At 63.5% G+C, this 24,870-nt stretch carries 16 protein-coding genes; 13 read left to right on the top strand and 3 right to left on the bottom strand.

Annotation, left to right across the window (positions count from 1 at the left end):
* Positions 1 to 667: 667 nt before the first annotated feature.
* Positions 668 to 1,975 carry a phenylacetate--CoA ligase PaaK gene (paaK, locus tag FVE66_RS14535; protein WP_151448180.1) on the bottom strand — a complete coding sequence of 436 codons (1,308 nt, stop codon included), beginning with the start codon at positions 1,973 to 1,975 and terminating at the stop codon, positions 668 to 670.
* Positions 1,976 to 2,135: 160 nt separating this feature from the next.
* Entirely contained in the window at positions 2,136 to 3,116 is a 981-nt protein-coding gene (locus FVE66_RS14540; protein ID WP_151448181.1) for a LysR family transcriptional regulator, read from the bottom strand.
* A gap of 288 nt (positions 3,117 to 3,404) precedes the next feature.
* Here FVE66_RS14540 and FVE66_RS14545 point away from each other — a divergent pair, with 288 nt between their 5' ends.
* The 13 genes from FVE66_RS14545 (at position 3,405) to FVE66_RS14605 (ending at position 22,699) form a co-directional block, all read left to right on the top strand.
* Positions 3,405 to 5,543: a thiamine pyrophosphate-dependent enzyme gene (locus FVE66_RS14545; RefSeq protein WP_151448182.1), complete on the top strand. Its 2,139-nt coding sequence runs from the start codon at positions 3,405 to 3,407 to the stop codon at positions 5,541 to 5,543.
* 34 nt (positions 5,544 to 5,577) lie between these two features.
* Complete coding sequence (locus FVE66_RS14550) at positions 5,578 to 7,125, top strand: indolepyruvate oxidoreductase subunit beta family protein (protein ID WP_151448183.1); 1,548 nt, start codon at positions 5,578 to 5,580, stop codon at positions 7,123 to 7,125.
* Between the two features lie 159 nt (positions 7,126 to 7,284).
* The gene (locus FVE66_RS14555) at positions 7,285 to 8,967 is read left to right on the top strand and encodes an AMP-binding protein (RefSeq protein ID WP_161993282.1); all 1,683 of its coding nucleotides are present in this window, start codon (positions 7,285 to 7,287) and stop codon (positions 8,965 to 8,967) included.
* Between the two features lie 165 nt (positions 8,968 to 9,132).
* On the top strand, positions 9,133 to 10,476 hold the full coding sequence (locus FVE66_RS14560; protein WP_151448185.1) for an enoyl-CoA hydratase/isomerase family protein: 1,344 nt from the start codon (positions 9,133 to 9,135) through the stop codon (positions 10,474 to 10,476).
* 110 nt (positions 10,477 to 10,586) lie between these two features.
* A complete protein-coding gene (locus tag FVE66_RS14565) occupies positions 10,587 to 11,006 on the top strand; it encodes a thioesterase family protein (protein ID WP_151448504.1) in 420 nt (139 codons plus the stop codon).
* Positions 11,003 to 13,771: a molybdopterin-dependent oxidoreductase gene (locus tag FVE66_RS14570; protein ID WP_206668772.1), complete on the top strand. Its 2,769-nt coding sequence runs from the start codon at positions 11,003 to 11,005 to the stop codon at positions 13,769 to 13,771. The genes FVE66_RS14565 and FVE66_RS14570 overlap by 4 nt, the downstream gene beginning before the upstream one ends.
* Complete coding sequence (locus tag FVE66_RS20195; protein ID WP_161993283.1) at positions 13,768 to 15,444, top strand: 4Fe-4S dicluster domain-containing protein; 1,677 nt, start codon at positions 13,768 to 13,770, stop codon at positions 15,442 to 15,444. The genes FVE66_RS14570 and FVE66_RS20195 overlap by 4 nt, the downstream gene beginning before the upstream one ends.
* A 153-nt stretch (positions 15,445 to 15,597) precedes the next feature.
* On the top strand, positions 15,598 to 16,752 hold the full coding sequence (locus FVE66_RS14580) for an ABC transporter substrate-binding protein (RefSeq protein ID WP_151448186.1): 1,155 nt from the start codon (positions 15,598 to 15,600) through the stop codon (positions 16,750 to 16,752).
* 190 nt (positions 16,753 to 16,942) lie between these two features.
* Positions 16,943 to 18,001: a branched-chain amino acid ABC transporter permease gene (locus tag FVE66_RS14585; protein WP_151448187.1), complete on the top strand. Its 1,059-nt coding sequence runs from the start codon at positions 16,943 to 16,945 to the stop codon at positions 17,999 to 18,001.
* Positions 18,001 to 19,782: a branched-chain amino acid ABC transporter ATP-binding protein/permease gene (locus tag FVE66_RS14590; protein ID WP_151448188.1), complete on the top strand. Its 1,782-nt coding sequence runs from the start codon at positions 18,001 to 18,003 to the stop codon at positions 19,780 to 19,782. The genes FVE66_RS14585 and FVE66_RS14590 overlap by 1 nt, the downstream gene beginning before the upstream one ends.
* 23 nt (positions 19,783 to 19,805) lie before the next feature.
* Complete coding sequence (locus tag FVE66_RS14595; RefSeq protein WP_151448189.1) at positions 19,806 to 20,549, top strand: ABC transporter ATP-binding protein; 744 nt, start codon at positions 19,806 to 19,808, stop codon at positions 20,547 to 20,549.
* A gap of 262 nt (positions 20,550 to 20,811) precedes the next feature.
* The gene (locus tag FVE66_RS14600; RefSeq protein ID WP_151448190.1) at positions 20,812 to 21,267 is read left to right on the top strand and encodes a hypothetical protein; all 456 of its coding nucleotides are present in this window, start codon (positions 20,812 to 20,814) and stop codon (positions 21,265 to 21,267) included.
* A 154-nt stretch (positions 21,268 to 21,421) separates the two neighbouring features.
* A complete protein-coding gene (locus FVE66_RS14605; protein WP_241673231.1) occupies positions 21,422 to 22,699 on the top strand; it encodes an alpha/beta hydrolase family protein in 1,278 nt (425 codons plus the stop codon).
* Positions 22,700 to 23,554: 855 nt separating this feature from the next.
* Here the strand turns inward: FVE66_RS14605 and FVE66_RS14610 are convergent.
* Positions 23,555 to 24,856 (bottom strand): amidase, encoded by a 1,302-nt coding sequence (locus FVE66_RS14610; RefSeq protein WP_151448506.1) that lies wholly within the window; start codon positions 24,854 to 24,856, stop codon positions 23,555 to 23,557.
* Positions 24,857 to 24,870: the final 14 nt, after the last annotated feature.

The raw sequence follows: 24,870 nt of genomic DNA on the forward strand, positions 1-24,870 counted from the left end.
GCCATCCCATCAGATTTCGGGGCGTCGTATACGGGAGGTACGTCAAAAACGTATCGCTACGGACAACGATTGAAACACCGTGGAGCTGATCGACGATTGACGATCGGCGATTGACCTGACGATCGGATGACCTGACGACCTGATGAGCTGACGACCTGATGAGCTGACGACCTGCCGACCTGATGACGGATCTGATGATCTGATGATCTGATGATCTGGTGATCGGGTGATCGGGTGATCGGTTGATTGGGCGAGCTAATCCAAATGCGGTTGATCATTGCGTCATCGTTCGATCGACCCGAACCATTCCACCCCAATCGCCAATTTGAAGCTTCGAAAACAATTAAGAGTCAACGGTGCGCTGGGCATCGGTATAAGACACTTCATGGGGTTGGCTGATTAGGTAAGCGGCGTACAGCCGAGGGATCATCTCTCGCGAACGCGGCACTGGATTAGCCCAGACATCCGAGTCTGGTTGGCTATCGAGGCGGGCGTTGGCCAAGTGGGTTTTGACGTTTTTTCTTTGGTTCCTTTCTTTTTCCAAAAGAAAGGAACACACCCGCCGGGGTGTCTCCCGGCTTCACACCGACAACCATCAAACCCAGCCACACGACCCGCAAGCCAATAACCGACAAACCAAAAACCGAAAGCCCCGAAAACACGGTGACTATTTCTGCCGCCTATCAACCACCCGCCGCGCCTTGCCAGTCAAAGTACGCTCGATACTGTCCGGCGCCAGCACACTGACCGTGGTCGTCACGCCGATATACGTCTTGATCTCATGTTCCAGCTGGCGTGCAATCGCCCCGCTGCCGGTCAACGAAAGTTCGGGCCGCAATTCGACCAGCACCTCGACCTGGTCCAGGTGCGCTTCGCGCGTGACCACCAGCTGGTATTGCGGCGCCAGCTGGCCATGCCGGACGATCAGCTCCTCGACCTGGGTCGGGAACATGTTGACGCCGCGGATGATCAGCATGTCGTCCGAACGGCCGGTAATCTTGGCCATGCGCCGCATGGAACGCGAGGTCGGCGGCAACAGCCGCGTCAGGTCGCGGGTGCGGTAACGGATGATGGGCAGCGCTTCCTTCGATAGCGATGTGAAGACCAGTTCGCCTTCCTCGCCGTCGGGCAGCACTTCGCCAGTGTCCGGATCAATGATCTCGGGATAGAAATGGTCCTCCCAGATGACCGGTCCGTCCTTGCTCTCGATGCACTCGTTGGCCACGCCCGGGCCCATCACTTCGGACAGTCCGTAGATGTCGACCGCGTCGAGCCCGGCACGCTGCTCGATCTCGGCGCGCATGGCCTCGGTCCATGGCTCGGCGCCGAAAATGCCGATCTTGAGCGAGGTCGAGGCCGGGTCGATTCCCATGCGCTGCATGCCCTCGATCAGGGTCAGCATGTAGGACGGCGTGACCATGATGATGTCGGGCCGGAAGTCTTCGATCAGCTGGATCTGCTTTTCGGTCTGGCCGCCGGACATCGGTATCACGGTGCAGCCCAGCCGCTCGGCGCCATAGTGTGCGCCCAGCCCGCCGGTGAACAGCCCGTAGCCATAGGCGACATGGATCATGTCGCCCGGCCGCCCGCCGGATGCGCGGATCGAACGCGCCACCAGGTCGGCCCAGGTGTCGATGTCGTTCTTCGTGTAGCCGACCACCGTCGGCTTGCCGGTGGTGCCGCTCGATGCGTGTATCCGCAACACCTTTTCGCGCGGCACCGCGAACATGCCGAACGGGTAGTTGTCGCGCAGGTCCTTCTTGCCGCACAGCGGAAACCGCGCCAGGTCGGACAGGGATTTCAGGTCGGAAGGATGGACCCCGGCTTCGTCGAAGCTTTTGCGGTAGTGCGCGACATTGTCGTAGGCATGGCTGAGCGACCATTTCAGCCGCTGCAACTGCAGGGCCTGCAGTTCGTCGCGGCTGGCGCGTTCGATGGGTTCCAGATCCTGGGGCTGGGGCACGCGGGCGGTCATGTCGTCTCCTGGGGCTGTCAGTTCCCTGCGCCCTTTATATTTTGTATTCTATATTTTGCCCGCCGGTGCGGCACCACGAAACCTGCCCGGCAAGTCAATGCCACAAGAATAGCAAACCGCAGCGGGCTGTGGCCTGTTCCGGACGGCATCCGATTGAAATTTACTGGCTTGCCCTTGCGCCGAGTTCGGATTTGCTCAATGCCTTCATGATCACGCTGCGCAACCAGACATGGGCCGGGTTGGACTGCTGGCGGGCATGCCATAGCAGGCGGATCTCGAAGCGGGGCAGCGGCACCGGCAAGTCGACGCAGCGCAGGCCGGCAAACCCGGCCTGGAAAATCTCGCCCAGCGCGGACGGCAAGGTCACCAGCAACTCGCTGCGGGCAATGATCGCCGGCAGGATGGTGAAGTGGGGAATGCGCACTGCGGCCTTGCGGCGCACGCCGCGTTCAGCGAGCGCCTCCTCGACGTTCTGGTGGATGGAAAACGGCGAGGCGACCACGACGTGCCGCTCTTCCAGGAATTGCTCGCTGGAGAGCGCGCCCTTGATCCGCGGATGGCTGGACGACAGCAGGCAGACATAGCGCTCGGGAAACAGCACTTCGCTGCGCGCCGAGGCATGCAGCACCGGCAGGTTGCCCACTGCCACGTCGAGCTTGCCGCGCGCCATCTCGTCCATCAGGTCCTTGACCGGCACCTGCACGACCTCCAGCGTCACTTCCGGCGCGGTCAGGCGCAGGTGCTCCAGCAGCGGCGGCACCAGGCAAATCGCGCCCACGTCCGACATGGCGATCCGGAAGGTCCGGCGCGAGGTGCGCGAATCGAAGCTGCCGGTCGCTTCGATCGCCGATTCGACTGCGGTCAGCGCCTCGCGGAATTGCCGGTACAGCTGCTCGGCCATCGGGGTCGGCGTCATCACGCTGGCGCTGCGCACGAACAAGGGGTCGCCCACGGCGCGCCGCAGGCGGCCCAGCCCGTAGCTGATCGACGGCTGGGTAATGCCCAGCCGCGCCGCCGCCCTGGACACGCTGCCGGTCTCGAATACCGCGACCACCAGCCGCACCAGGTTGAGGTCGAAAGATGTGGCGTCGATCTTGGGTAACACACTGGATGACTGCTTGACTGGCACCATGGTTGGCATGCTCCTGGATCACTTTCCTGAACTATAGATGATATCTATACGCGATAGATACTTTATTGGCTGTGAAAATTCTGCAGACATCAATAGAATCAGCAAAAACAATGAAACCCCACAGGAGACAGGGATTTGTCCGGCCAGCTTGCATGGCCGGGCGCCGGCAGCGCGATCGCGCCGCCGGAATGCCCCTCCCCAGTCGTGACATTGTCGAGTTTCCCCGCGGCCTGGCCTGGTCAACCGACCCATAGCCGATTGCCGCGGGATGTGCCCACAGGCAGGAGACAGAACGATATGGAACGATCATTTGCGCAAGAAGTGGAAAAACTCTCCCTCGGCGAGGGCGAACTGTTCCACGGCGAGGGAATCCTCGGCGTCACCAAGGCATTGCTGCAGTCCGGCGTCAGCTATGTCGGCGGCTACCAGGGAGCGCCGATCTCGCATCTGATCGACGTATTGGGCGATGCCCACGAGTTGCTGGAAGACCTCGGCATCTATTTCGAGAACAGCGCCTCGGAAGCCGGCGCCGCGGCCATGCTGGGGGCGTCGATCAATTATCCGATCCGCGGCGCGGTGACGTGGAAGTCGACGGTCGGCACCAACGTCGCATCCGATGCGCTGTCCAACCTGTCGTCGACCGGGGTGGTCGGCGGCGCCATGATCATTCTCGGCGAGGATTACGGCGAAGGCTCCAGCATCATCCAGGAACGCACCCATTCATTCGCGATGAAATCGCAGATGTGGCTGCTCGATCCGCGCCCCAACCTGGCTTCCATCGCCGCCGCCGTCGAGAAAGGCTTCGAACTGTCGGAGGCCAGCAATACGCCGGTCATGATGCAGTTGCGCATACGCGCCTGCCATGTGCACGGCACCTTTGTCGCCAAGGACAACAAGGCGCCGCTGTATTCGATGCGCAACCGGCTGCCGAAGGCACGCTTCGATCCGATGAGCATCAACCTGCCGCCCGCGACCTACGCGCAGGAAAAGCACAAGATCGACCAGCGTTGGCCGGCCGCCGTCAACTTCGTGCGCGACAACCATCTGAACGAACATTTTGACGGCGATTGCGAGGACGTCGGCATCGTCGTCTGCGGTGGCCTGTACAACGGCCTGATCGGCTCCATGCAGCAACTGGGACTGGCCGACGCCTTTGGCAAGAGCCGGATCCCGATCCTGGTGCTGAATGTGGTGTATCCGCTGGTGCCGGACGAGTTGTCGAACTTCTGCAGCGGCAAGCGCGCCGTGCTGATGGTCGAGGAAGGCCAGCCCAACCACATCGAGGAAGCGCTGGAATCGATCCTGCGCCGCGCCGATCTGCAAACCGCAGTGCATGGCAAGGGCGCATTCCCGATCGCCGGCGAATATACCGGCGAAGTGATCCTGAAGGGCCTGTCGGCCTTCATCGACGCCGCCACGCCGCGCAACTTGCAGTCGGGCGCCGTGGTCGAGCGGGCGCTGGACCTGACCTCGGCCAAATCGCGGGCGGTGGAAACCCTCGGTTCGCCGGTGCCGGTGCGTCCGCCGGGATTCTGCGTCGGCTGCCCCGAGCGGCCGGTGTTTGCCGCGCTGAAAATGACGCAGCGCCGCTTCGGTCCCATCCACGTCAGCGCCGACATCGGCTGCCATACCTTCGGCGCGCTGGCGCCGTTCCAGGTCGGCAGCACGGTGCTGGGCTACGGACTGGGACTGGCCAGCTCATCCGGCATCGGCCACCTGATGGACCGGCGCGTGATCAGCATCATGGGCGACGGCGGCTTCTGGCATGGCGGCCTGACCTCGGGCGTGGTCAATGCGGTCTACAACCAGCATGATTCGGTGCTGGTGATCATGAAGAATGGCTACACCTCGGCCACCGGCACCCAGATCATCCCCTCCTCGCCCTCGCAGCCCGCCAGCAAGGAGCAGGTGCTCGACATCGAGACCACGCTCAAGGGCGTAGGCGTGAAATGGGTGAAGACCGTGCCGAGCTATAAAGTCGGCAAGATGCTGGAAGCGCTGTCGGACGCGATGACCACTTCCACGCCCGGCCTGAAAGTGGTGATTGCCGACGGCGAATGCCAGCTGGAACGCCAGCGCCGCATCCGCCCGATGATTGCGCAGATGCTGGCGCGCAAGGAGCGGGTGGTGACGACCCGCTTCGGCATCGACAGCGACGTTTGCACCGGCGACCATTCCTGCATCCGTATCTCGGGCTGCCCCTCGCTCACCATCAAGCCCAACCCGAGCGCGCTGCGCACCGACCCGGTGGCAAGCGTGAACAACGGCTGCGTGGGCTGCGGACTGTGCGGCGAGAACGCCCATGCCGCCACCCTCTGCCCGTCGTTCTACAAGGCCGAGATCATCCGCAACCCGAGCTGGCTCGACCGCCTCAAGCACCGGGTACGGTCCACCATCATCGGCTGGATGGCCGGCGCTCCTCGCGCGGTTGCCTGAACCCTCGCCTGAACGTTTTTTCCCGGATATCGACATGACCACACAAACCAAACCGTTCAGCATCCTGGTCGCCGCGCTCGGCGGCGAGGGCGGCGGCGTGCTGTCCGACTGGATCGTAACCGCAGCGACGGCCATGGAGTTTCCCGTCCAGTCGACCTCGGTGCCGGGCGTTGCCCAGCGCACCGGCGCCACCAATTATTACGTCGAATTCCTGCCGGTCAGGCGCAGCGAACTGGACGGCGTTGCACCGGTATTCGCGCTGACGCCCTCGCCCGGACGGGTCGACCTGGTGGCGGCGACCGAATTGATGGAGGCGGGACGGGTGCTGCAATCCGGATTCACGCATCCGGAACGCACCACCATCGTCGCCTCGACCCACCGCGAATATGCGGTTGCCGAAAAAGTGGTGCCGGGCGACGGCCGGTACAACGGCCAGACGGTGATTGACGTCGCCAGCAAGCTGGCGAAAAAAGTCCACCTGTTCGACATGCGCCAGATTGCCCAGCAGCAGGGAACGGTCATCAATTCAGTGCTGTTCGGCGCCATGTTCGGCACCGGCGTGCTGCCGCTGTCGCGCGAAGCCTGCGAAGATGCCATCCGCCAGTCCGGCAAATCGGTGAAGGCCAGCCTGAACGGATTCCAGGCCGGCTTCGAAGCGACCTCGTCAGGCAAACCGCAGCCAGCCGCTGCCACCAGTGTCCCTGCTCCCGCATCGAGCCGTGCGCCGGCATCCTTCGATACCATCATCGACGGCTATCCGGAGCCATTGCACGCCATCCTGCGGGCCGGCGTGGCCCAGCTGATCGACTACCAGAATGCCGCCTATGCGCAGACCTACCTGGAGCGGGTGCGCACCGTGCATGAGGTGCCGGCAGCCGAGGGCGTGGACAAGATCGCCGTGACGAAGGAAACCGCGCGCTACCTGGCCTTGTGGATGAGCTATGAAGACGTGATCCGCGTGGCCGACCTGAAGTCGCGCGCGCAGCGCCTGCAGCGGGTCCGGGACGAAGTCGGCGCCGCACCGTCGGAGCCAATGCGGGTCACCGAATTCCTGAAGCCGGGCCTGGACGAAGTGTGCTCGATACTGCCGCGCTCGCTGGCCGGCATGCTGCAATCGCGCTACAAGCATCGCGCCCACCAGTTGAGCGTCGGCATCCACCTGCGCAGCGACACGGTGCTGGGGTTCTCGATGCTGTGCCTGCTGCGCTCGCTGCGGCCCTTGCGTCCGCGCACCTGGCGCTTCGCGCTCGAACAGGAAGCAATCAGCGACTGGCTGGCATGCGTGCGCCGCAGCCTGGCCGTGCCCGGACAGCTGGCTTATGAAGTAGCGCTGGCGGGCAATGTGGTCAAGGGTTACGGCGAAACCAGCGAGCGCGGCCACCGCAACCTGCGCACGATACTGGCGCTGGCGGCAGAGATTGGCCAGAAGGATGCAGCGCAAGTCACCAGCCAGGTGCGCGCCGAGCGCCTGCGGGCACTGTCGGAAGGCGAAACGCCGAGCCCGACGGTGACCACCGGCGAGCCGGTGTTCAAGCCGATCAGTTTCATGCCGCGTAATTCGGCGTCGACCCGCTCGGACTGAAGATGGATGTCTTGCGCCGCGACGCCGCAGGCACGAGAATCGTCCGCTTGACGATTCTCGATGTCGACTCGCGATGTCGACTCGCGATGTCGACTCGCGATGATTGCTGCAGCAGACTGAATGACTATAAAAATGCGTGGAGATTCAAGGAGACACAGCATGGATTCCTCAGCCAGACTTCACCAGGGCATCCCGGTCATGCCCGATCCGCAGGCAGCATGGTCGGTGGGTGCGACCGACTGGCCGTTGCTGGAACTGGGCTCATGGGAATTGCTGCTCAGGGCAGCCAGCCGGTTTCCCGAGAGCGATGCAATCGTCAGCCCGGCACAGCAGAAAAAGCTCAGCTATGCCGAACTGGTGCGGCAAGCGCAAACCGTGGCCGCCGGCCTGCTCGCGATCGGCATCGCCCCGGGTGACAGGGTCGGCATCTGGAGCGCAAACCGTGCAGAGTGGATCGTGGTCCAGTTTGCGGCGGCAAAGATCGGCGCCATCCTGGTCAACGTCAATCCTGCCTATCTCGAGGGCGAGTTGCAGTATGTGATGGAGGATTCGGGCTGCAAGGCGCTGGCAATGGCATCGCGCTACCGCGGCAAGGATTGCCTGCAGGCCGCGCTGAATGTGCGCGCAAAAACGCCGCAGCTGACGCAGCTGATCCTGGTCGACGAGGTACAGCACGATGGTTTCATGCCCTGGCTGGAACTGCTGCGGCTGGGGAATGAGCGACTGCAACACAAGGGCGACGAGACCTTCGAATGCCAGCCGCGTGCTGCTGCCAACCTGCAGTACACCTCCGGCACCACCGGACGGCCCAAGGGAACGACCTTGTCGCATCACGGCCTGGTCAACAATGCCGCGCTGATCTCACGCCGCCTGGGGCTGTCGGAAACCGATCGTGTCTGCCTGCCGGTGCCGCTGTTCCACTGCTTCGGCATGGTGATCGGCGTGCTGGGCGCGGTCTGGTGCGGCGCTGCCGTGGTCATGCCCAGCGAGACTTTCGACGTGATGACCACCATGAAGGTGATCGAGTCCGAACGATGCACCGCCGTTTATGCGGTGCCGACCATGTTCATCGCCATGCTGACCCATCCCGAATTCAGCAGCGAGCGGCTGAAGTCTCTCGACAAGGGATTGATGGGCGGATCGCTGTGCCCGGCCAGCGTGGTGAAGGACACTGTCGAGAAAATGCACATGACGGGAATGTCGCTGGTGTACGGCCTGACGGAAACGTCGCCGATCTCGCTGCAAACATTCCCGGACGATGCGCTGGCCGACAAGCAGGAATCGGTCGGCCGCGTGCACGACCATACCGAGGTGCGGGTGGTCGATCCGGACCAGCGCAAGGTGCAGGCGCCGGGCCAGATCGGCGAGCTGCAGGTGCGCGGCTACCTGGTCATGCTGGGCTACTGGAACAATCCGGAAGCGACCAGCAACACCATCGATGCCGAAGGCTGGCTGACCACGGGCGACCGCGCCATCATGAACGAGCGCGGCTTCGTGCAGATCGTCGGCCGCTCGAAAGAGATGGTGATTCGCGGCGGTGAAAATATCTACCCGCGCGAAACCGAGGAGGCCTTGCGCACCCTGCCCGGCGTGGCCGACGCCCAGGTATTCGGCATACCCGACAGCTATTACGGCGAGCAGCTGTGCGCCTGGATCAGGCCGATGCCGGGCGTTACGCTGGACGAGCAGGAGCTCAAGGCCGAATGCAAGAAACGGATTGCAGCGTACAAGATCCCTTATTACATCCGTTTCGTGGAAGAGTTTCCTTCGACTGCGAGCGGGAAGGTGCAGAAATTCAGGATGCGGGAGATCGAAATGGCGCAGAGGAATGTGGAGGGGTAGTGGTGGCGGGTCGGCCTTTTGTCGGTCGAGCCTGAATCGGTCGTCGCCTCCTTCGGTGGTTCCCTCCCCTTGAAAGGGAGGGAGCATTCTTGGCGTGCGCAGGTCAACGGCGCGAATCAGGGTGCGGAATCGAAATAACGAATCAATCAAGGAAAGCAGAAAACCATGTCACATGCAACGAAATCGGTTCCCGCGGCGACTGCCGACTTCCAGTCCGACTGCCGCACGTTCGCGGACTACTGGCGCGTGCTGGCGCAGGAACTGGACAAGCTGCCTGCCCGCGCCGACCGCGATGCAAGCCAGCAAGAGCAAGCGGTGCAATTGCTGGATGCCGGCCGTGCCGCCAGGGAGCGTTTTCTTGGCCGGCACCTGCCCGCGGTCTACGATGCGCTGACCAGGGACAAGTCGGTGCTGTTGCGGCTGGAGGACCTGGTCGGCGCTGCCGCCGTCCAGTTCCCGGGACTGGTTCCGGGAGCCGATGTGCTGGCACGCGAGAATGCGCTGCATCAGTCGAAAAAGGACGGCCATGAGATCGACCAGGGCATCTTCCTGTCGCATGTGCTGGCCAACCGCGAGTGCGGACTGCACCTGTGCCACGCAATGCTGCTGCCAAACCCGCGCTCGTTCGAGTACCTGGAAGAGTTCAAGCGCACCGGCCGGGTCGACCTGGGCACCGTGGTCGTCGAACGCAAGGGAACTGCCGGCTTCGTCTACCTGAACAATGAGCGCTTCCTGAATGCGGAAGATGACTCCACGGTCGACATGCAGGAAATCGCGGTCGACCTGTGCATGCTCGACCCGCAGGTCCAGGCCGGCGTGCTGCGCGGCGCCGAATTCACGAGCGGCAAATACCAGGGCCGCCGCGTCTATTGCACCGGCATCAACCTGACCAACCTGTATTACGGCCGCATCTCCTACCTCTGGTACCTGAAGCGCGAGATGGGCTTCATGAACAAGATCTTCCGCGGCATTGCCGCGCCGGACCGTTCCCCGGACGAAGTGCTCGGGCATACCCACGAGAAGGTGTGGATTTCGGCGATCGAATCGTTTGCCATCGGCGGCGGCTGCCAGTATGTGCTGGTGACCGACGTCAACCTGGCGGAAAAAACCGCCTACCTGACGCTGCCGGCGAAGAAGGAAGGCATTGTTCCCGGCGCTGCCAACATGCGGCTGCCGCGCTACGTCGGCGACCGCATCGCCCGCCAGGCGATCATGATGTCGCGCAAGATCGAATGCGACAGCGACGTCGGCCGCATGATCTGCGACACCATCGTCGAAGACGGCCAGATGACGCAAGCGATCGACGAGGTGATCGACGGACTGAACCGTTCCGGCGTGGTCAGCGCGGGCAGCAACCGGCGCGCTTTCCGCGTCGCGCACGAGCCGCTCGACCTGTTCCGGAATTACATGGGCATGTATGCCAGGGAGCAGGCGTTCTGCCACTTCAGCCCGGCGCTGATTTCGAATCTCGAACGTTTCTGGGATGCGAACAACAGGAAGCCGGATTAAGCGGTTGACGCCACACCGGCGTTCATCGTATTGATACGGACAAGAGGCAAAGACCCATCACCGCATTCCTGGCCCGGCAAAGACGGGCTGGAAAATGACAAGGAGACATGATGAAAGACAGCTTGAAAGTCGGCAGCACCTTTACCTGCAGCGTCCTGATCGACCAGGAGCGGACCATCGGCTTCATGGGCGAAGGCTTGCGCGTATATTCCACGCCCTCCATGGTGCATGACGTCGAATACGCCTGCCGCGACCTGCTGCTCGAACATCACGACAGCGGCGAGGATTCAGTCGGCGCGCGGGTCGAGATCGACCACCTGGCGCCGACCCTGCTCGGCCAGAAGGTGACGATCTCGGTCACGGTTGCCGAGATTGCGCTGCCGCGGCTGGTATTCGAGGTCGAGGTCAAGGACGAGCTGGACACGGTCGGACGCGCGAAACACGTGCGCTTCGTGGTCGACACGGTGAAGCAGGCGGCGCGCCTGGCGAAGAAGCAGGAACGGCTGAAGGCGGTAACGGGAGAGAAATGATGGGTACCTCGCGCAAGGTTCCCATTTACTGCTACCAGTGCGTGGCCGGCCCCGACCTGCTGACGGTCGAGGTGGAAGACGGCGTCGCCAAGCGGGTCGAATCCAACTTCGCAATCAAGGCTGAACATCCGGGCGGCGGGCGAGTCTGTGTCAAGGCCTACGGCATGGTGCAGAAGATGTACAACCCGAATCGGATCAAGCAGCCGATGAAGCGCACCAATCCGCGCAAGGGCCGCGACGAAGATCCGGGATTCGTGCCGATCAGCTGGGATGAGGCGCTCGATATCGTCGCCGACCGCTTGATCCAGGCGCGCGCCAAGGGGATGTTGAACGAAGAAGGCGTGCCGCGCGTGGCGGTCACCACCGGTGGCGGCGGAACGCCGGTGCAGTACATGGGAACCTTTCCCGCGTTCATGGCGGCCTGGGGCGCGATCGACCAGGGCTATGGCGCCGGCCAGGGCGTCAAGTGCTACCACTCCGAACACCTGTATGGCGAGCTGTGGCACCGCGCGTTCATCGTGTCGCCGGATGTGCCGTATGTGAATTACGTGATCAATTGCGGTGCCAACGTCGAGGCCTCGGCCGGCGTGGTCGGCATCTGGCGCGAGGCCGATGCCCGTGTCCGCGGCGCCAAGCGGGTGCAGGTCGAGCCGCACCTGTCGATCACCGGCGCGGTGTCGGCCGAATGGGTGCCGATCAAACCCAAGACCGATGCCGCATTCCTGTTCGGGCTGATCCACCGCATCCTGCATGAGCGCGACTGGCGCGACGTGTGCGACCTGCCCTTCCTGAAAAACACCACCAGTTCGCCCTACCTGATCGGACCGAACGGCTGGTACCTGCGCGATGCCGCGAGCGGCAAGCCGCTGATCTGGGACCTGGCAGACGGCCGCGCCAAGGTGCATGACGCCGACGACCTGGTCGATCCGGCGCTGGACGGCGAATACATGGTGGCCGGCGTGGAGCATGGCGCCGACGAAGCACGCTTCGTGCACGAAAGCGTGGCCGGCAGGCCGGCATTCCAGTTGATGCTGGATCACATGAAAACCTATACGCCGGAGTGGGCGGCCGGCGAGTGCGAGATACCGGTCGAGTCGATCCGCCGCGTGGCCGACGAATACCTGGCCCATGCCTGTGTCGGCGAGACCATCGACATCGAAGGGCTCACCCTGCCCTTCCGCCCGGTGGCGGTCATGCTGGGCAAGGGTGTCAACAACGGCTGGGGCGGCTATCACTGCTGCTGGGCCCGGACCGTGCTGGCGGTGCTGGTCGGCGCGCTGGAAGTGCCGGGCGGCACCCTGGGTACGACCGTCAAGCTGGTGCGCCCGGCAACCTCGCGCGTGGGCTCGGTCAGGCCAGCCGGCCCGGACGGGCTGATGACTTACCAGTTCAACGAAACCTCGCGCGATGGATGGCAGCGCCAGCCCAGCATCCGCAATGCGTACAAGACGCTGGTGCCCTTGTCGTCCGATTCGCCGTGGTCGCCGGCCCTGGGGCCGGCCCACTTGCCATGGCTGTTCCAGAAAAAAGCGCCCGACAACTGGCCGCGCACGGCGCCGCCGGACGTCTGGTTCTGCTACCGCAGCAATCCGGCGATCTCGTCGTGGAACGCGCCGGAAGTGGCAGAGCGGCTGACCGAGTTTCCGTTCACCGTGGCCTTTGCCTATACCGACGACGAGACCAATCACTTTGCCGATGTGCTGCTGCCGGAAGCGCTTGACCTGGAAAGCCTGCAGATCATCCGCATCGGCAGCACCAAGATGATGCAGCAGTTCTGGAAGCACGAGGGCTGGGCAGTGCGCCAGCCGGCGATCGAGTCGCCGTGCGACACCATGGACTTCACCGACATCTCGACCGAACTGGCAAAGCGGGTCGGCATCCTGGACAAGTACGTGGAGGCGATCAACCGCGGCGCCGCCGGCGTCGGCCTGGTCGACCGCGGCGGCACCTACGACTATTCGCTCGACACGTCGCGCCCGCCCGCGCGCGATGAAGTGTGGAATGCCTTCGCCAAGGCCGCCAGCCATAACCTGACCGCTGGCGAGGAAGTGCGCGACCTCGACTGGTTCAAGGAAAACGGCTACCTGCTGCGTCCATTCCCGCAACTCAACTGGTACCTCTACCCTGCCCTGAAAAGCCAGCGCATCCGCTTCGAGATGCCGTACCAGGAACGCATCCTGCGGCATGGCCGGGAACTGGCCAACCGCATGCATGAGGCCGGCATACAGTGGTGGGAGCATCAACTGGCCGAGTACGAACCGCTGCCAACCTGGGAGTCCTTCCCCGACATCTGGGTCGAGTACGCGCGCGAATATGGCCGCGACCCCGACGAATTTCCGTTCTGGGCGCTGACGGCGCGCTCGATGCAATACGCATGGGGCGCCAATGTCGGGCTGCCGATGATCAACGAGGTGGCCAACAATATCGCCGGTCACCGCGGCGTGATCATCAACCGCACCCGGGCCAAACAGCTGGGCATCAAGGAAGGCGAGCGCATCATCATGGAATCGGTGTCGGGCGTGACCGAAGGCGAGGCCGTGCTGCGCGAGGGTATCCGTCCGGATACGGTGCTGATGATCGGCCAGTTCGCGCACTGGAAAACGCCGTATGCAAAAGACCTCAAGCTGCCCAGCCTGAACTCGCTGACCGATCTCTCGCTGAAGCTGACCGATGGCACCGGCAGCAGCGCCGACATCATGCGCATCCGCCTGCGGCGCGCATCGACCGGCGAACTGCTGGGCGCAAAAGAAGGAGCATCGGCATGATCGAGACCACGGTATCCCGCACTGCCAACCCTGCCAACCCTGCCAGGCCTGTGGTGCCGATCGCGCGCTGGGGCATGGTGGTCGACCTCAACCGCTGTGTCGGCTGCCAGACCTGCACCATCGCCTGCAAGCAGGCCAATGACACCACGCCGGGAGTCCAGTGGCGCAAGGTGATCGACGTCGAGCAGGGAAAATTTCCCGACGTCGAGCGTTTCTTCGTGGTCACCGGCTGCCAGCACTGCGCGGAACCGCCGTGCGTGCCGGTATGCCCGACCGGCGCCACCCGCCAGCGCGAGGACGGGCTGGTCACGATCGACTATGACGTCTGCATCGGCTGCGCCTATTGCGTGGTCTCGTGCCCCTACCAGGCGCGCACGATCGAGCATGATCCGCAGGGCTATTACGGTGCGCAGACGCGGCAGGAACAGGCGACCGCCCATCCGGAACGCGCCGGCGTCGCGCAGAAGTGCACCTTCTGCCAGACCCGCATCGATGCCGGCATCGCCAAAGGCCTGGTGCCCGGAGTCGACCTGGAGGCGACGCCCGCTTGCGCCGCATCGTGCATCTCGCAGGCGATCAAGTTCGGCGATTTCAATGATGACGAAAGCATCGTGTCGCAATTGCTGCGCACGCAGCCCAGCCTGCAGATGAACGAAGAGCTCGGCACCAATCCGCAGATCCGCTACCTGTACACGACGCCGGCAGTGCCTGGCCGCGACACCAGCGCCCAACCCGACCCGGATGAAGAGGAGCGGCTGGCCGATCCGCAAAATCCGCTGGTGGGGGCGTTCCAGAAATTCTGGGACTGGCGTGCCGCGATGAACTGGATCTTCGGCGGCGCCGGCACCGGGCTGGCGATCTTCGCCGGGGTACTGGCGGGGAACGGGCTGATCACCCAGGATGCCGGGCGCGGGCTGGTGGCGCTGGCCGCCGCCCTGATCGCGACCGGATTGTTCTTCGTTTTCCTGAAGATCGGGCGCAAGCTGCGCTTCTGGCGCGCGGTCAGCCGGCCACAGACTTCCTGGATGACCCGTGAACTGTATGTCGCGCTGCTGTTCTTTCCGGCCGTGCTGGCGACCCTGCTGGCGCCGCGGCGCGAATTGTTCCTGCTGGTGTCCTTGCTGGGGTTCGCGTTTCTGTACTGCCAGGCGCAGATCCTGCATCGCGCCCGCGGTATTCCCGTATGGCGTGCGCCGCGGATTCCCGGCATTATCGTGGCGAGCGGTCTACTGGAAGGCTGGGGCGTCCTGATGATCGCGTTGTCGCTGGCGGGCATCAAGCCGCCGGGTCAACTATTCGGTGCCGGACTGGGCGCGCTGGTAATCACCGGACTCCTGTGGCGCAGCTATGTCGGCAGCGCCCGCGCAAATGGCGTACCGCCACTGGCGCGCGCAGTACTGGAGCGCGTTGCGCCGCGGGTCCACATGATCGGCCATGTGGCGCCGGCAGCCCTGATCGCGTTTGCCTGGATGGTGCCGTCGATGCAGCATCTGGCCTTGCTGCTGGCCGGCGCCATGGCGGTCGCGGGCGGCGCATTCTGGAAATTCGTGGTGATCGTGCGCGCCAGTTTCACCCAGGGCTTTTCGCTGAAGCAGGTTCCGCACCGCGGCTCGGGCGATCGCGCCGCACCGCCAAGGATGGCCGGGGACAGCAGCCGGCCGGCGTCGACCTGAGTCCGGGAGCTGCGCAAAGGAGGATGGATTTTGAAGTGTGAATGTTGCAGTGTGGCTGTTGAAGTGTGACGGTGCAGTAAAGCAGGGAGGCATCTGCTGGAGCGTCGGACCGGAAAAACCGGTCGTATTCTAACAATATCGGAGATTAGTAAAATGAAGAAGACTGTACTCGGCAAGTCGATTATCGCCGCCGCATTGCTCGGCATATCGGCCTCGGCCTTTGCCGATGTGAACATCGGTGTGACCCTGTCCCTGACCGGACCGGCCGCATCGCTGGGCATCCCTGAAAAGAACACCGTCACGCTGCTGCCCGCCACCATCGGCGGACAGAAGGTCAATTACATCATTCTCGACGACGAGTCCGACACCACCAAGGCCGTCAAGAACACGAAGAAGCTGATTTCGGAAGACAAGGTCGACCTGATCATCGGCTCGTCGATCACCCCCGCATCGCTGGCGATGGTCGACTCGGTGGCCGAAGGACAGACACCGATGATCTCGCTGGCCGCCAGCTCCAAGATCGTCGAGCCGGTTGACGCCAAGCGCCGCTGGGTATTCAAGACCACCCAGAACGACATCATGATGTCGCTGGCCGTACTGGACAGCATGGTCAAGAACGGCGTGAAGTCGGTGGCATTCATCGGCTTTGCCGATGCCTACGGCGAGGGATGGTATGCCGAGTTCAGCAAGGCTGCCGCACAGAAGGGGGTGAAGCTGGTCGCCAACGAACGCTACGTGCGCAATGACACGTCGGTCACCGGCCAGGTCCTGAAAATCGTGGCATCCAAGCCCGATGCAGTCCTGATCGCAGCCTCGGGCACGCCAGCCGTGCTGCCGCAAAAAACCCTGAAAGAACGCGGCTACACCGGCAAGATCTACCAGACGCACGGCGTGGCCAATGGCGACTTCCTGCGCGTTGGTGGCAAGGACGTGGAAGGTACCCTGCTGCCAGCCGGACCGGTACTGGTCGCAGGCCAGTTGCCTAACGATCATCCGTTGCGCAAGTCGGCCCTGGAATATGTGAGCAAGTACGAAGCTGCATTCGGCAAGGGTTCGGTTTCCACTTTCGGCGGCCATGCCTGGGATGCCGGCCTGGTCATGCAAAATGCAGTGGCCGCGGCACTCAAGAAAGCGCAGCCCGGATCGCAGGCTTTCCGCAACGCCCTTCGTGACAGCATTGAAGGCACCAAGGACCTGGCTGGCGCGCACGCCGTGTTCAACATGACCCCGACCGACCACGTCGGCCAGGACCAACGTGCCCGTGTCATCGTGAAAATCGAAAACGGCGCCTGGAAATACCAGCCGTAAGCCTGTCCGGCGACTCCATCCTTCCCGTTGCCGGAGCACGGCAGCGGGAAGGGACGCCTCGCGTTTGCGCCGTGCGGGTCCGCCAGCCACTACAATTACGAAAATTACACAGGCACAAAGCCGGAGCACTCCGGAACGAGCGGCACCAGCCGCGCCGTTTCGATAGCGCCCGGGCACCAGGGAAGCAAGCATGGATCTATCAATAGCCGCCATCCTCGCGCAGGATGGCATTACCACGGGCGCGATATACGCGTTGCTGTCGCTGGCCCTGGTACTGGTTTTTTCAGTCACGCGCGTGATCTTCATTCCGCAGGGCGAATTTGTCGCCTTTGGCGCACTGACGCTGGCGGCGATGCAGACCAACCGTTATCCGCATGCGGCCACGCTGCTGGTCGGAATGGGGGTGGCGGTGTTCGTGGTCGAGGCAGTGCATACGCTGCGCTCGCCCCAGTTGCGCCAGGGCGCGGCGCGCACGCTGTCGATCTCCGCTGCAAAATTCCTGCTGGCGCCAGTCCTGATCTGGCTGCTGGCAACCCGGCTCGGCACCCCCACCCTGTGGATGCCGCTGCAAGTATTGCTGACGCTGCTGATCGTGGTGCCAATGGGGCCGATGATCTACCGGCTGGCGTTCCAGCCCCTGGCGGAAGCCAGCACGCTGGTGCTGCTGATCGTGTCGGTGGGCGTGCATTTCGCGCTGATCGGCCTGGGACTGGTGATTTTCGGCGCTGAAGGTTCGCGCACCACCCCGTTCTCGGACCTGCGCATCGATATCGGCGCGCTGTCCATTTCCGGCCAGAGCATCGTGATTGTCGGCGTCTCCGCCGCCCTGATCGTGGCGCTTTACTTTTTCTTCGAACGCACCCTCTCCGGCAAGGCCCTGCGCGCCACGGCGGTGAATCGCCTGGGCGCGCGGCTGGTCGGCATCGGCACCACGCAGGCAGGACGCCTGGCCTTCACGCTGGCCGCCGCCATGGGCGCGCTGTGCGGCGTCCTGATCGCGCCGCTCACCACCGTTTATTACGACAGCGGCTTCCTGATCGGCCTGAAGGGCTTCGTCGGCGCCATCATCGGCGGCCTGACCAGCTATCCGATCGCTGCCGCCGGCTCGCTGCTGGTGGGCCTGCTGGAGTCCTACTCCTCGTTCTGGGCCAGCGCCCTGAAGGAGGTCATCGTTTTCACACTGATCATCCCCGTCCTGCTGTGGCGCTCGCTGACGTCCAAGCATGTCGATGACGAGGGAGAAGAATAATGAACAAGTTCTTCCTGATTTTCGTGGTCCTGGCGGGACTGCTGCCGGTGCTGCCCACGCCCGAGTTCTGGATCACGCTGGCCAACTACATCGGCCTGTACTCGATCGTCGCCCTCGGGCTGGTGCTGCTGACCGGCGTGGCCGGCCTGACCTCTTTCGGCCAAGCCGCTTTTGTCGGCCTGGGCGCCTATGCCACCGCCTACCTGACCACCGCCTTCGGCCTGTCGCCGTGGATCGGCCTGGCGGTCGGCCTGCTGCTGACGCTGGCCACCGCCTTCTTCATCGGCGCCATCACCATGCGCCTGTCCGGCCACTACCTGCCGCTTGGCACCATCGCCTGGGGCCTGTCGCTGTTCTTCCTGTTCGGGAACCTCGAATTCCTGGGCAAGTACGACGGTCTGAACGGGATTCCGCCGATCAGCCTGTTCGGCCATGCGCTCGATAACGGCCGCGAGATGTACTACATGATCTGGGTGGTGCTGCTGGTGGCCGTGGTGGCCGTGCAGAACCTGCTCAATTCGCGGCCGGGACGCGCCATCCGCGCGCTCAAGGGCGGCGGCGTGATGGCCGAGGCGATGGGCGTGAATACTGCCTGGATGAAGATTGTCGCCTTCGTGCTGGCCGCCCTGCTGGCCTGCATCTCGGGCTGGCTGTATGCCCACCTGCAGCGCGCAGTCAACCCGACGCCGTTCGGTCTCAACGCCGGCATCGAGTACCTGTTCATGGCGGTGGTCGGCGGCGCCGGCCACGTCTGGGGCGCGATACTCGGTTCGACCCTGCTGACACTGCTGAAGGACCAACTGCAGTCGGTGCTGCCCAAGCTGTTGGGCGCCAACGGCAACTTTGAAGTCATTGTTTTCGGCATGCTGATGGTGCTGCTGCTGCAACGGGCGCGGGACGGCATCTGGCCCTACATCCGCAAGCTTTTCCCGCAAAAGCCGATCGCCGTCGCCCCCGCTTCGGCGCCGGCGCTGCCGATGCGCGCCAAACATACCCCGGGCGAAGTGGTGCTGAAGGTGGATCGCGCGCGCAAGGAGTTTGGCGGCCTGGTGGCGGTCAACGACATGGAATTCGAGGTCCGCGCCGGCGAGATCATGGGCCTGATCGGCCCCAACGGCGCCGGCAAGTCGACCATGTTCAACCTGGTGACCGGCGTGCTGCCGGTAACGCGCGGCGAAGTTTCATTCCGCAGCGGCGGTGCGTTGCGCCGCATCGATGCTCTCAGTTCGCGCGAGATCGTCAAGCGGGGCATCGCCCGCACTTTCCAGCACGTGCGACTGATGCCGCAAATGACGGTGCTGGAAAACGTTGCCATCGGCGGCCACCTGCGCGGCACCCACGGCGACGTCGCCGGCATTGCCACCAGCATCCTGCGCACCAACCGCGACGAAGAGAACGCGCTGCTGTTCGAAGCGAAGAAGCAGCTGGAGCGGGTCGGCCTGGGAAATCTTCTGTACGAAGAAGCCGGCAGCCTGGCGCTCGGCCAGCAGCGGATCCTGGAAATTGCCCGCGCGCTGTGCTGCGATCCGACGCTGCTGCTGCTGGACGAGCCGGCTGCCGGCCTGCGCTACCTGGAAAAGCAGGCGCTGGCTGACCTGCTGAAGAAACTCAAGGCCGAGGGCATGAGCGTGCTGCTGGTCGAACACGACATGGACTTCGTGATGAACCTGACCGACCGCCTGGTCGTGATGGAATTCGGCACCAAGATTTCTGAAGGCCTGCCGGCAGATGTGCAGAAAGACCCCTCCGTGCTGGAAGCCTACCTGGGTGGCATCGACTGACCCGGCCGCGACAAGGAAAGACAATGACACCGATACTTGAAGTACGCGACCTGCACGTCTCTTATGGCAAGGTGGAAGCGCTGCATGGCGCCAGCCTGACGGTAGGCGCCGGTCAGATCGTGACCGTGATCGGCCCCAACGGGGCCGGCAAGTCGACCATGCTGAATGCGCTTGCAGGCGCCATGCCCGTCAGCGGCCACATGCGCGGCCAGGTTACCTTCATGGGCCAGGACATGAGCGGCGTGCCGATCGAGGCAAGGGTTGCGCGCGGCATGTCGCTGGTGCCGGAAAAGCGCGAACTGTTCGCCAGCATGACGGTTGAAGACAACCTGCTGCTGGGCAGTTACCGCCGCTATCGTGCCCGCGAAAGCGGCTATGCCGACCAGATGGACGTGGTGTTCGACCTGTTCCCGCGCCTGAAGGAAAGGCGCAAGCAGGATGCCGGCACGCTGTCAGGTGGCGAGCGCCAGATGCTGGCGGTCGGCCGGGCGCTGATGGCCAAGCCGAAATTGCTGATGCTGGACGAACCCAGCCTGGGACTTGCGCCGCTGATCGTGAAAGAGATCTTCCACATCATCGTGCGCCTGAAGGAAACCGGCGTGGCGATCCTGCTGGTCGAGCAGAACGCGCGGGCCGCATTGCAGGCAGCCGACTACGCCTATGTACTGGAGACCGGCGACGTTGCGCTCGAAGGCCCGGCGGAGCAACTGGCCAATGATCCCAAGGTGATCGACACCTACCTGGGGCTCGCCAAGAAGACGGCCTGATTGCCTGGCGGCGGAGCACGGAACAGCGTCGACGCCAGCGCCCTGTCCTGCCTGCCACGCTTCCTGCACTTGCTGAACCAACAATCTCGCTTGTGGCGCAACGATGTTCGGATGACGATTCCGTGATCCGGACATCGCACGAACTGCACAAAAAACTGGCTTGAACTTGCTTGAAACTGGCTTGAAACTGGCTTAAAGGACCGCTCAATGCAGGCCCGCAATTTGCAATATGCCTGGCACCTCCAACAACACAAGGATTGTCATGGCTTCCAGTTCAACATCCAGCGAGCGCATATCCGTGCCCTCACGCTCTACTCGTTCGTTCTCCGGCTCGGTCAATGAAAGCAGTGAAGGTGAAAGCAGCAGCGTCGCTCCGAGCACGAAAACCCGGGATAGAAAATCATCCGCCAAGGCGATGCTGGAATCGGTGCGGGTCGAGCACAGCGATCCGGAATCCGTCGGATCGACCAGGGACGCGCCGGAACTGCAAGCCCGCGGGAATTGCAATCTCGCCCAGAACAGCTTGTCGCTGCTTGGATCGGTAGCCCTGGGCCTGGCCGCGGGGCTGGCGACCGGTGGCTACCTGTACTACGGCCAGACCGACAAGATGGGGGTCATCATGGGCTACGGCATGGCGGCAGGCACAGCAGCCTGGATTGTGGGCCGTATAGCCTATGCCGGCTATCACAGCCTGTGCGCCGTCCAACCCGCTACCTGAGCGCCAGTGCAATGCCGTCGCGACCCGAGCGAAGGGCGCGGCGGCAAAAAGTTCCCCGCTTTATTTCTCCCGAAGTTGCCGAAACGAATATTGAGGGTGGGAAACCGCGTCTTTAGAATGGGCAACATTGCTCATCGCCAAAGCGCGGGTTTCCATGTCATCTGCACTTCGCTCGCTCTGCCTGCCGTCCGCAGTGTCCGTCACCCGCTTCACGGCGGGCGCGTGCCTTGCGCTGGCCGCTGCTGGCGCGTCCCTGCCGACATGGGCAGCGCCGGCTGCGACGGTCGGCTCGCGCATGAACGAGCGCGTGCTCATGATGCCGACTGCGGACGGGCGGGACGAACTGCAAACGACAATTTTCAAGCCGGACGGCAACGGTCCCTTTCCGGTCCTGATCATGAACCACGGCAAGGACGTTGGCGACACCCGCCGCCAAAAGCGTGACCGCTTCCTGCATCTGTCGCGCGAGTTCGTCAAGCGCGGCTATGCGGTGGTGGTGCCGATGCGCAGGGGCTTCGCCGGCTCGTCGGGCAGCTACTGGGATTACGGCTGCAACATGAGCGGCAACGGCCAGTTGCAGGCGAACGACGTCCAGGCCAGCATCGATTTCCTGCAAACCCAGCCGTGGGCAGACAGTGGACGCATCGTGGTGGCCGGCCAATCATATGGTGGCTTGGCCACGCTGGCACTCGGCACGCGCAAGATTGACGGCGTGCGCGGCCTGATCAATTTCTCGGGTGGCTTGCGCGCCGATGGCGGCAGCTGCCAGTGGCAGTCGGCGCTGGTGCAGGCCTTCAGTGACTATGGACAGCGCACCGCTTATCCCAGCCTGTGGTTCTACGGCGAGAATGACAGCTACTTCAACCACGAGCTTGCCAACCGCTTCCTCAATGCCTATACCCGCAACGGCGCCAATGCGCAGCTGGTGGCCTATGGCCGCTTCAAGAAAGACGCGCACGGCATGGTTGGCAGCCGCGACGGCGTGAAGATCTGGTGGCCGGAGACCGAGCGCTTCCTGCGCAAGATCGGCATGCCGACCGAGCAGGTGGTGGCCATCACCGAGGAAGCGGCAATGGCGCCTACGGATTTTGCTGCGGTGGACGACATCAACGCGATTCCGTTCCTGCGCGACCGCGGCCGCGCGGCTTACCGCGAATACCTGGCACGTTCCGCGCCCAAGGCTTTTGCGATTTCGGCCAGCGGCGCCTGGAGCTGGGCCGAGGAAGGGGATGATCCGGTCGAGCGGGTGCTGGCTGCGTGCCAGAAGAACAGCCGCGAGCCCTGCAAATTGTATGCGGTGGATGATGCTGTGGTGTGGGCTGAGCAGCCGGGAGTCGGGCAGTCGCCGGCCTTGGCGACGGCTGGGCCGGCAGCAGTATCCAGTCCCTCGGCCGGGGGGACGGAGTCGGGGTCTGCGAATCGGGGCAGGTAGGCTGAATGCCTACGGTCGCTCCATTCCTTTCGGGGCTGAGCGTTTCCCACATTATTGGGTGAGCGGTTTGGTGGTTCTGCGGTTCTGCGGTTCTGCGGTCTGTGGCTTGCGGGTGGTGTGGCTGGATTTGTTGTTTGTCGGTGTGAAGCCGGGAGACACCCCGGCGGGTGTGTTCCTTTCTTTTGGAAAAAGAAAGGAACCAAAGAAAAAACGTCAAAACCCACTTGGCCAACGCCCGCCTCGATAGCCAACCAGACTCGGACGCCTGGGCCGAACCAGTGCGACGTTCGCGAGGAAGGTCCTGCCACACGGTCGCCGCTGACCGGGATCAGTCAACCCGCTTCAATGCCGCCGACCGCACACCACCGCTCGTTGACTCCTAATTGTTTTCGAAGCAGCTAATTGGCGCTTGAGGTCCGATTGTCAGTGGGAGTCGGGGCCTCAGGGGATTTTCCGCCGTTATCTTCCGTCCTGAACGGATCCCCTCAGTCGCCAATTTGAAGCTTCGAAAAACATTAAGAGTCAACGGTGCGCCGGGCATCGGTATAAGACACTTCATGGGGTTGGCTGATTAGGTAAGCGGCACCCAGCCGAGGGATCATCTCTCGCGAACGTCGCACTGGATTAGCCCAGACATCCACGTCTGGTTGGCTATCGAAGCGGGCGTTGGCCAAGTGGGTTTTGACCTTGTTTTCTTTGGTTCCTTTCTTTTTAAAAAGAAAGGGACACACCCGCCGGGGTGTCTCCCGGCTTCACAACCACAACCATCAATTCCAGCCACACGATCCGCAAGGCACAAACCACACCACCCGCAAGTCCCAAACCACAATCCACCAATCAAGAAACCCCGCATTTTCAAGCATGCGACGCCCCCTCCCCCAGGCTCGCCTCCATGAACCGCGCCGCCCGCAACGCCGCCAGATCCCCGCCAGCCCGCCCCACCACCTGCAAGCCCACCGGCATACCGCTTCCGCCAAGCGCGAATGGGACATGCACACAAGGCAGCCCCAGCAGACTCCACTGCCGACAAAAAACCGGATCCCCCGTGTGCCCGATCCCCGCCGGTGCTTCGCCTATAGTGCTCGGCGCCAGCAGCACGTCAACCCCGCCGAATACATCGTCAATCCGGGACCGGGCCTGCGCCGTCAGCGCCAGGTTGCGCTCATGCCGCTCCGGTGAAATCGCCATCCCGGATTCCATCATCTGCCGCAATCCCGGACTGAGCGACTCAAAATGGACCAGCCGCTCCCAGGAATAGGAACGGGCGGCTTCGAAAAACATGATCTCGGTCTGCACCTGGGTCAGCCCTTCCAGCGCTGGCAACTCCAGCTCCAGCACGCGGGCGCCAGCAGCGGCCAGCCCGGCCCGGGCATCGAGCATCGCCTGCCGGGTATCGGCGTCGGCATGCGCCCACTCCGGCGTGCGGCACAGTCCGAACACAGGCACGCCGCCGGATTCAAGCTCCAGCAAACGACGATCGCCGCTCATTGCCGCAACCAGCAGCGCGGCTCCGCCAACGCTGCGGGCAAAGCCGCCGACGGTGTCCAGCGTTTCCGACTGGCTCTTGACGCCGGCGCGGACCAGCTTTCCGAATCCCGGCTTGTAGCCGACGATGCCGCAGAAGGCGGCGGGCCGGATCACGGATGCGGCCGTCTGGGTGCCCAGGGCCAGCGGCACCATGAAGTCGGCAACGGCGGCGGCCGAACCGCTGGACGATCCACCCGGGGTGTGCGTGCTGCGCAAGGGATTGCGGGTGCGGCCGGCGAAGGAAGTGGCGAGTTCGGTGGTCACGGTCTTGCCGAGCATGATCGCGCCTTCGCCGCGGCAGGTGGCCACTACCGCTGCGTCGGAGCGGGGACGGTTGCCGCTGTAGATCGGCGTGCCGAGCCCGGTTGGCATGTCAGCCGTATCGAAAATATCCTTCACGCCGATCGGCAAGCCATGCAACAGGCCCTGCACCGCACCGCGGTCCAGCTCGCGCGCACGCTGCAGGGCCGCGTCAGCGGCCAGGTATTCCCAGGCGCCGACTTCGGGCTCGCGCTGCTCGATACGCGCCAGGCAGTCGCGCATCACCTGTTCGGCGCTCCACTCGCGCCGCGCCAGTCCACGTGCCAGTTCGAGCACAGGTAGCTCGTTGAGCGCAGTCGATGGTTTCATTTTCATCTCGCTTG

Source organism: Lacisediminimonas profundi (assembly GCF_008831265.1).
GTDB lineage: Bacteria > Pseudomonadota > Gammaproteobacteria > Burkholderiales > Burkholderiaceae_D > Lacisediminimonas > Lacisediminimonas profundi.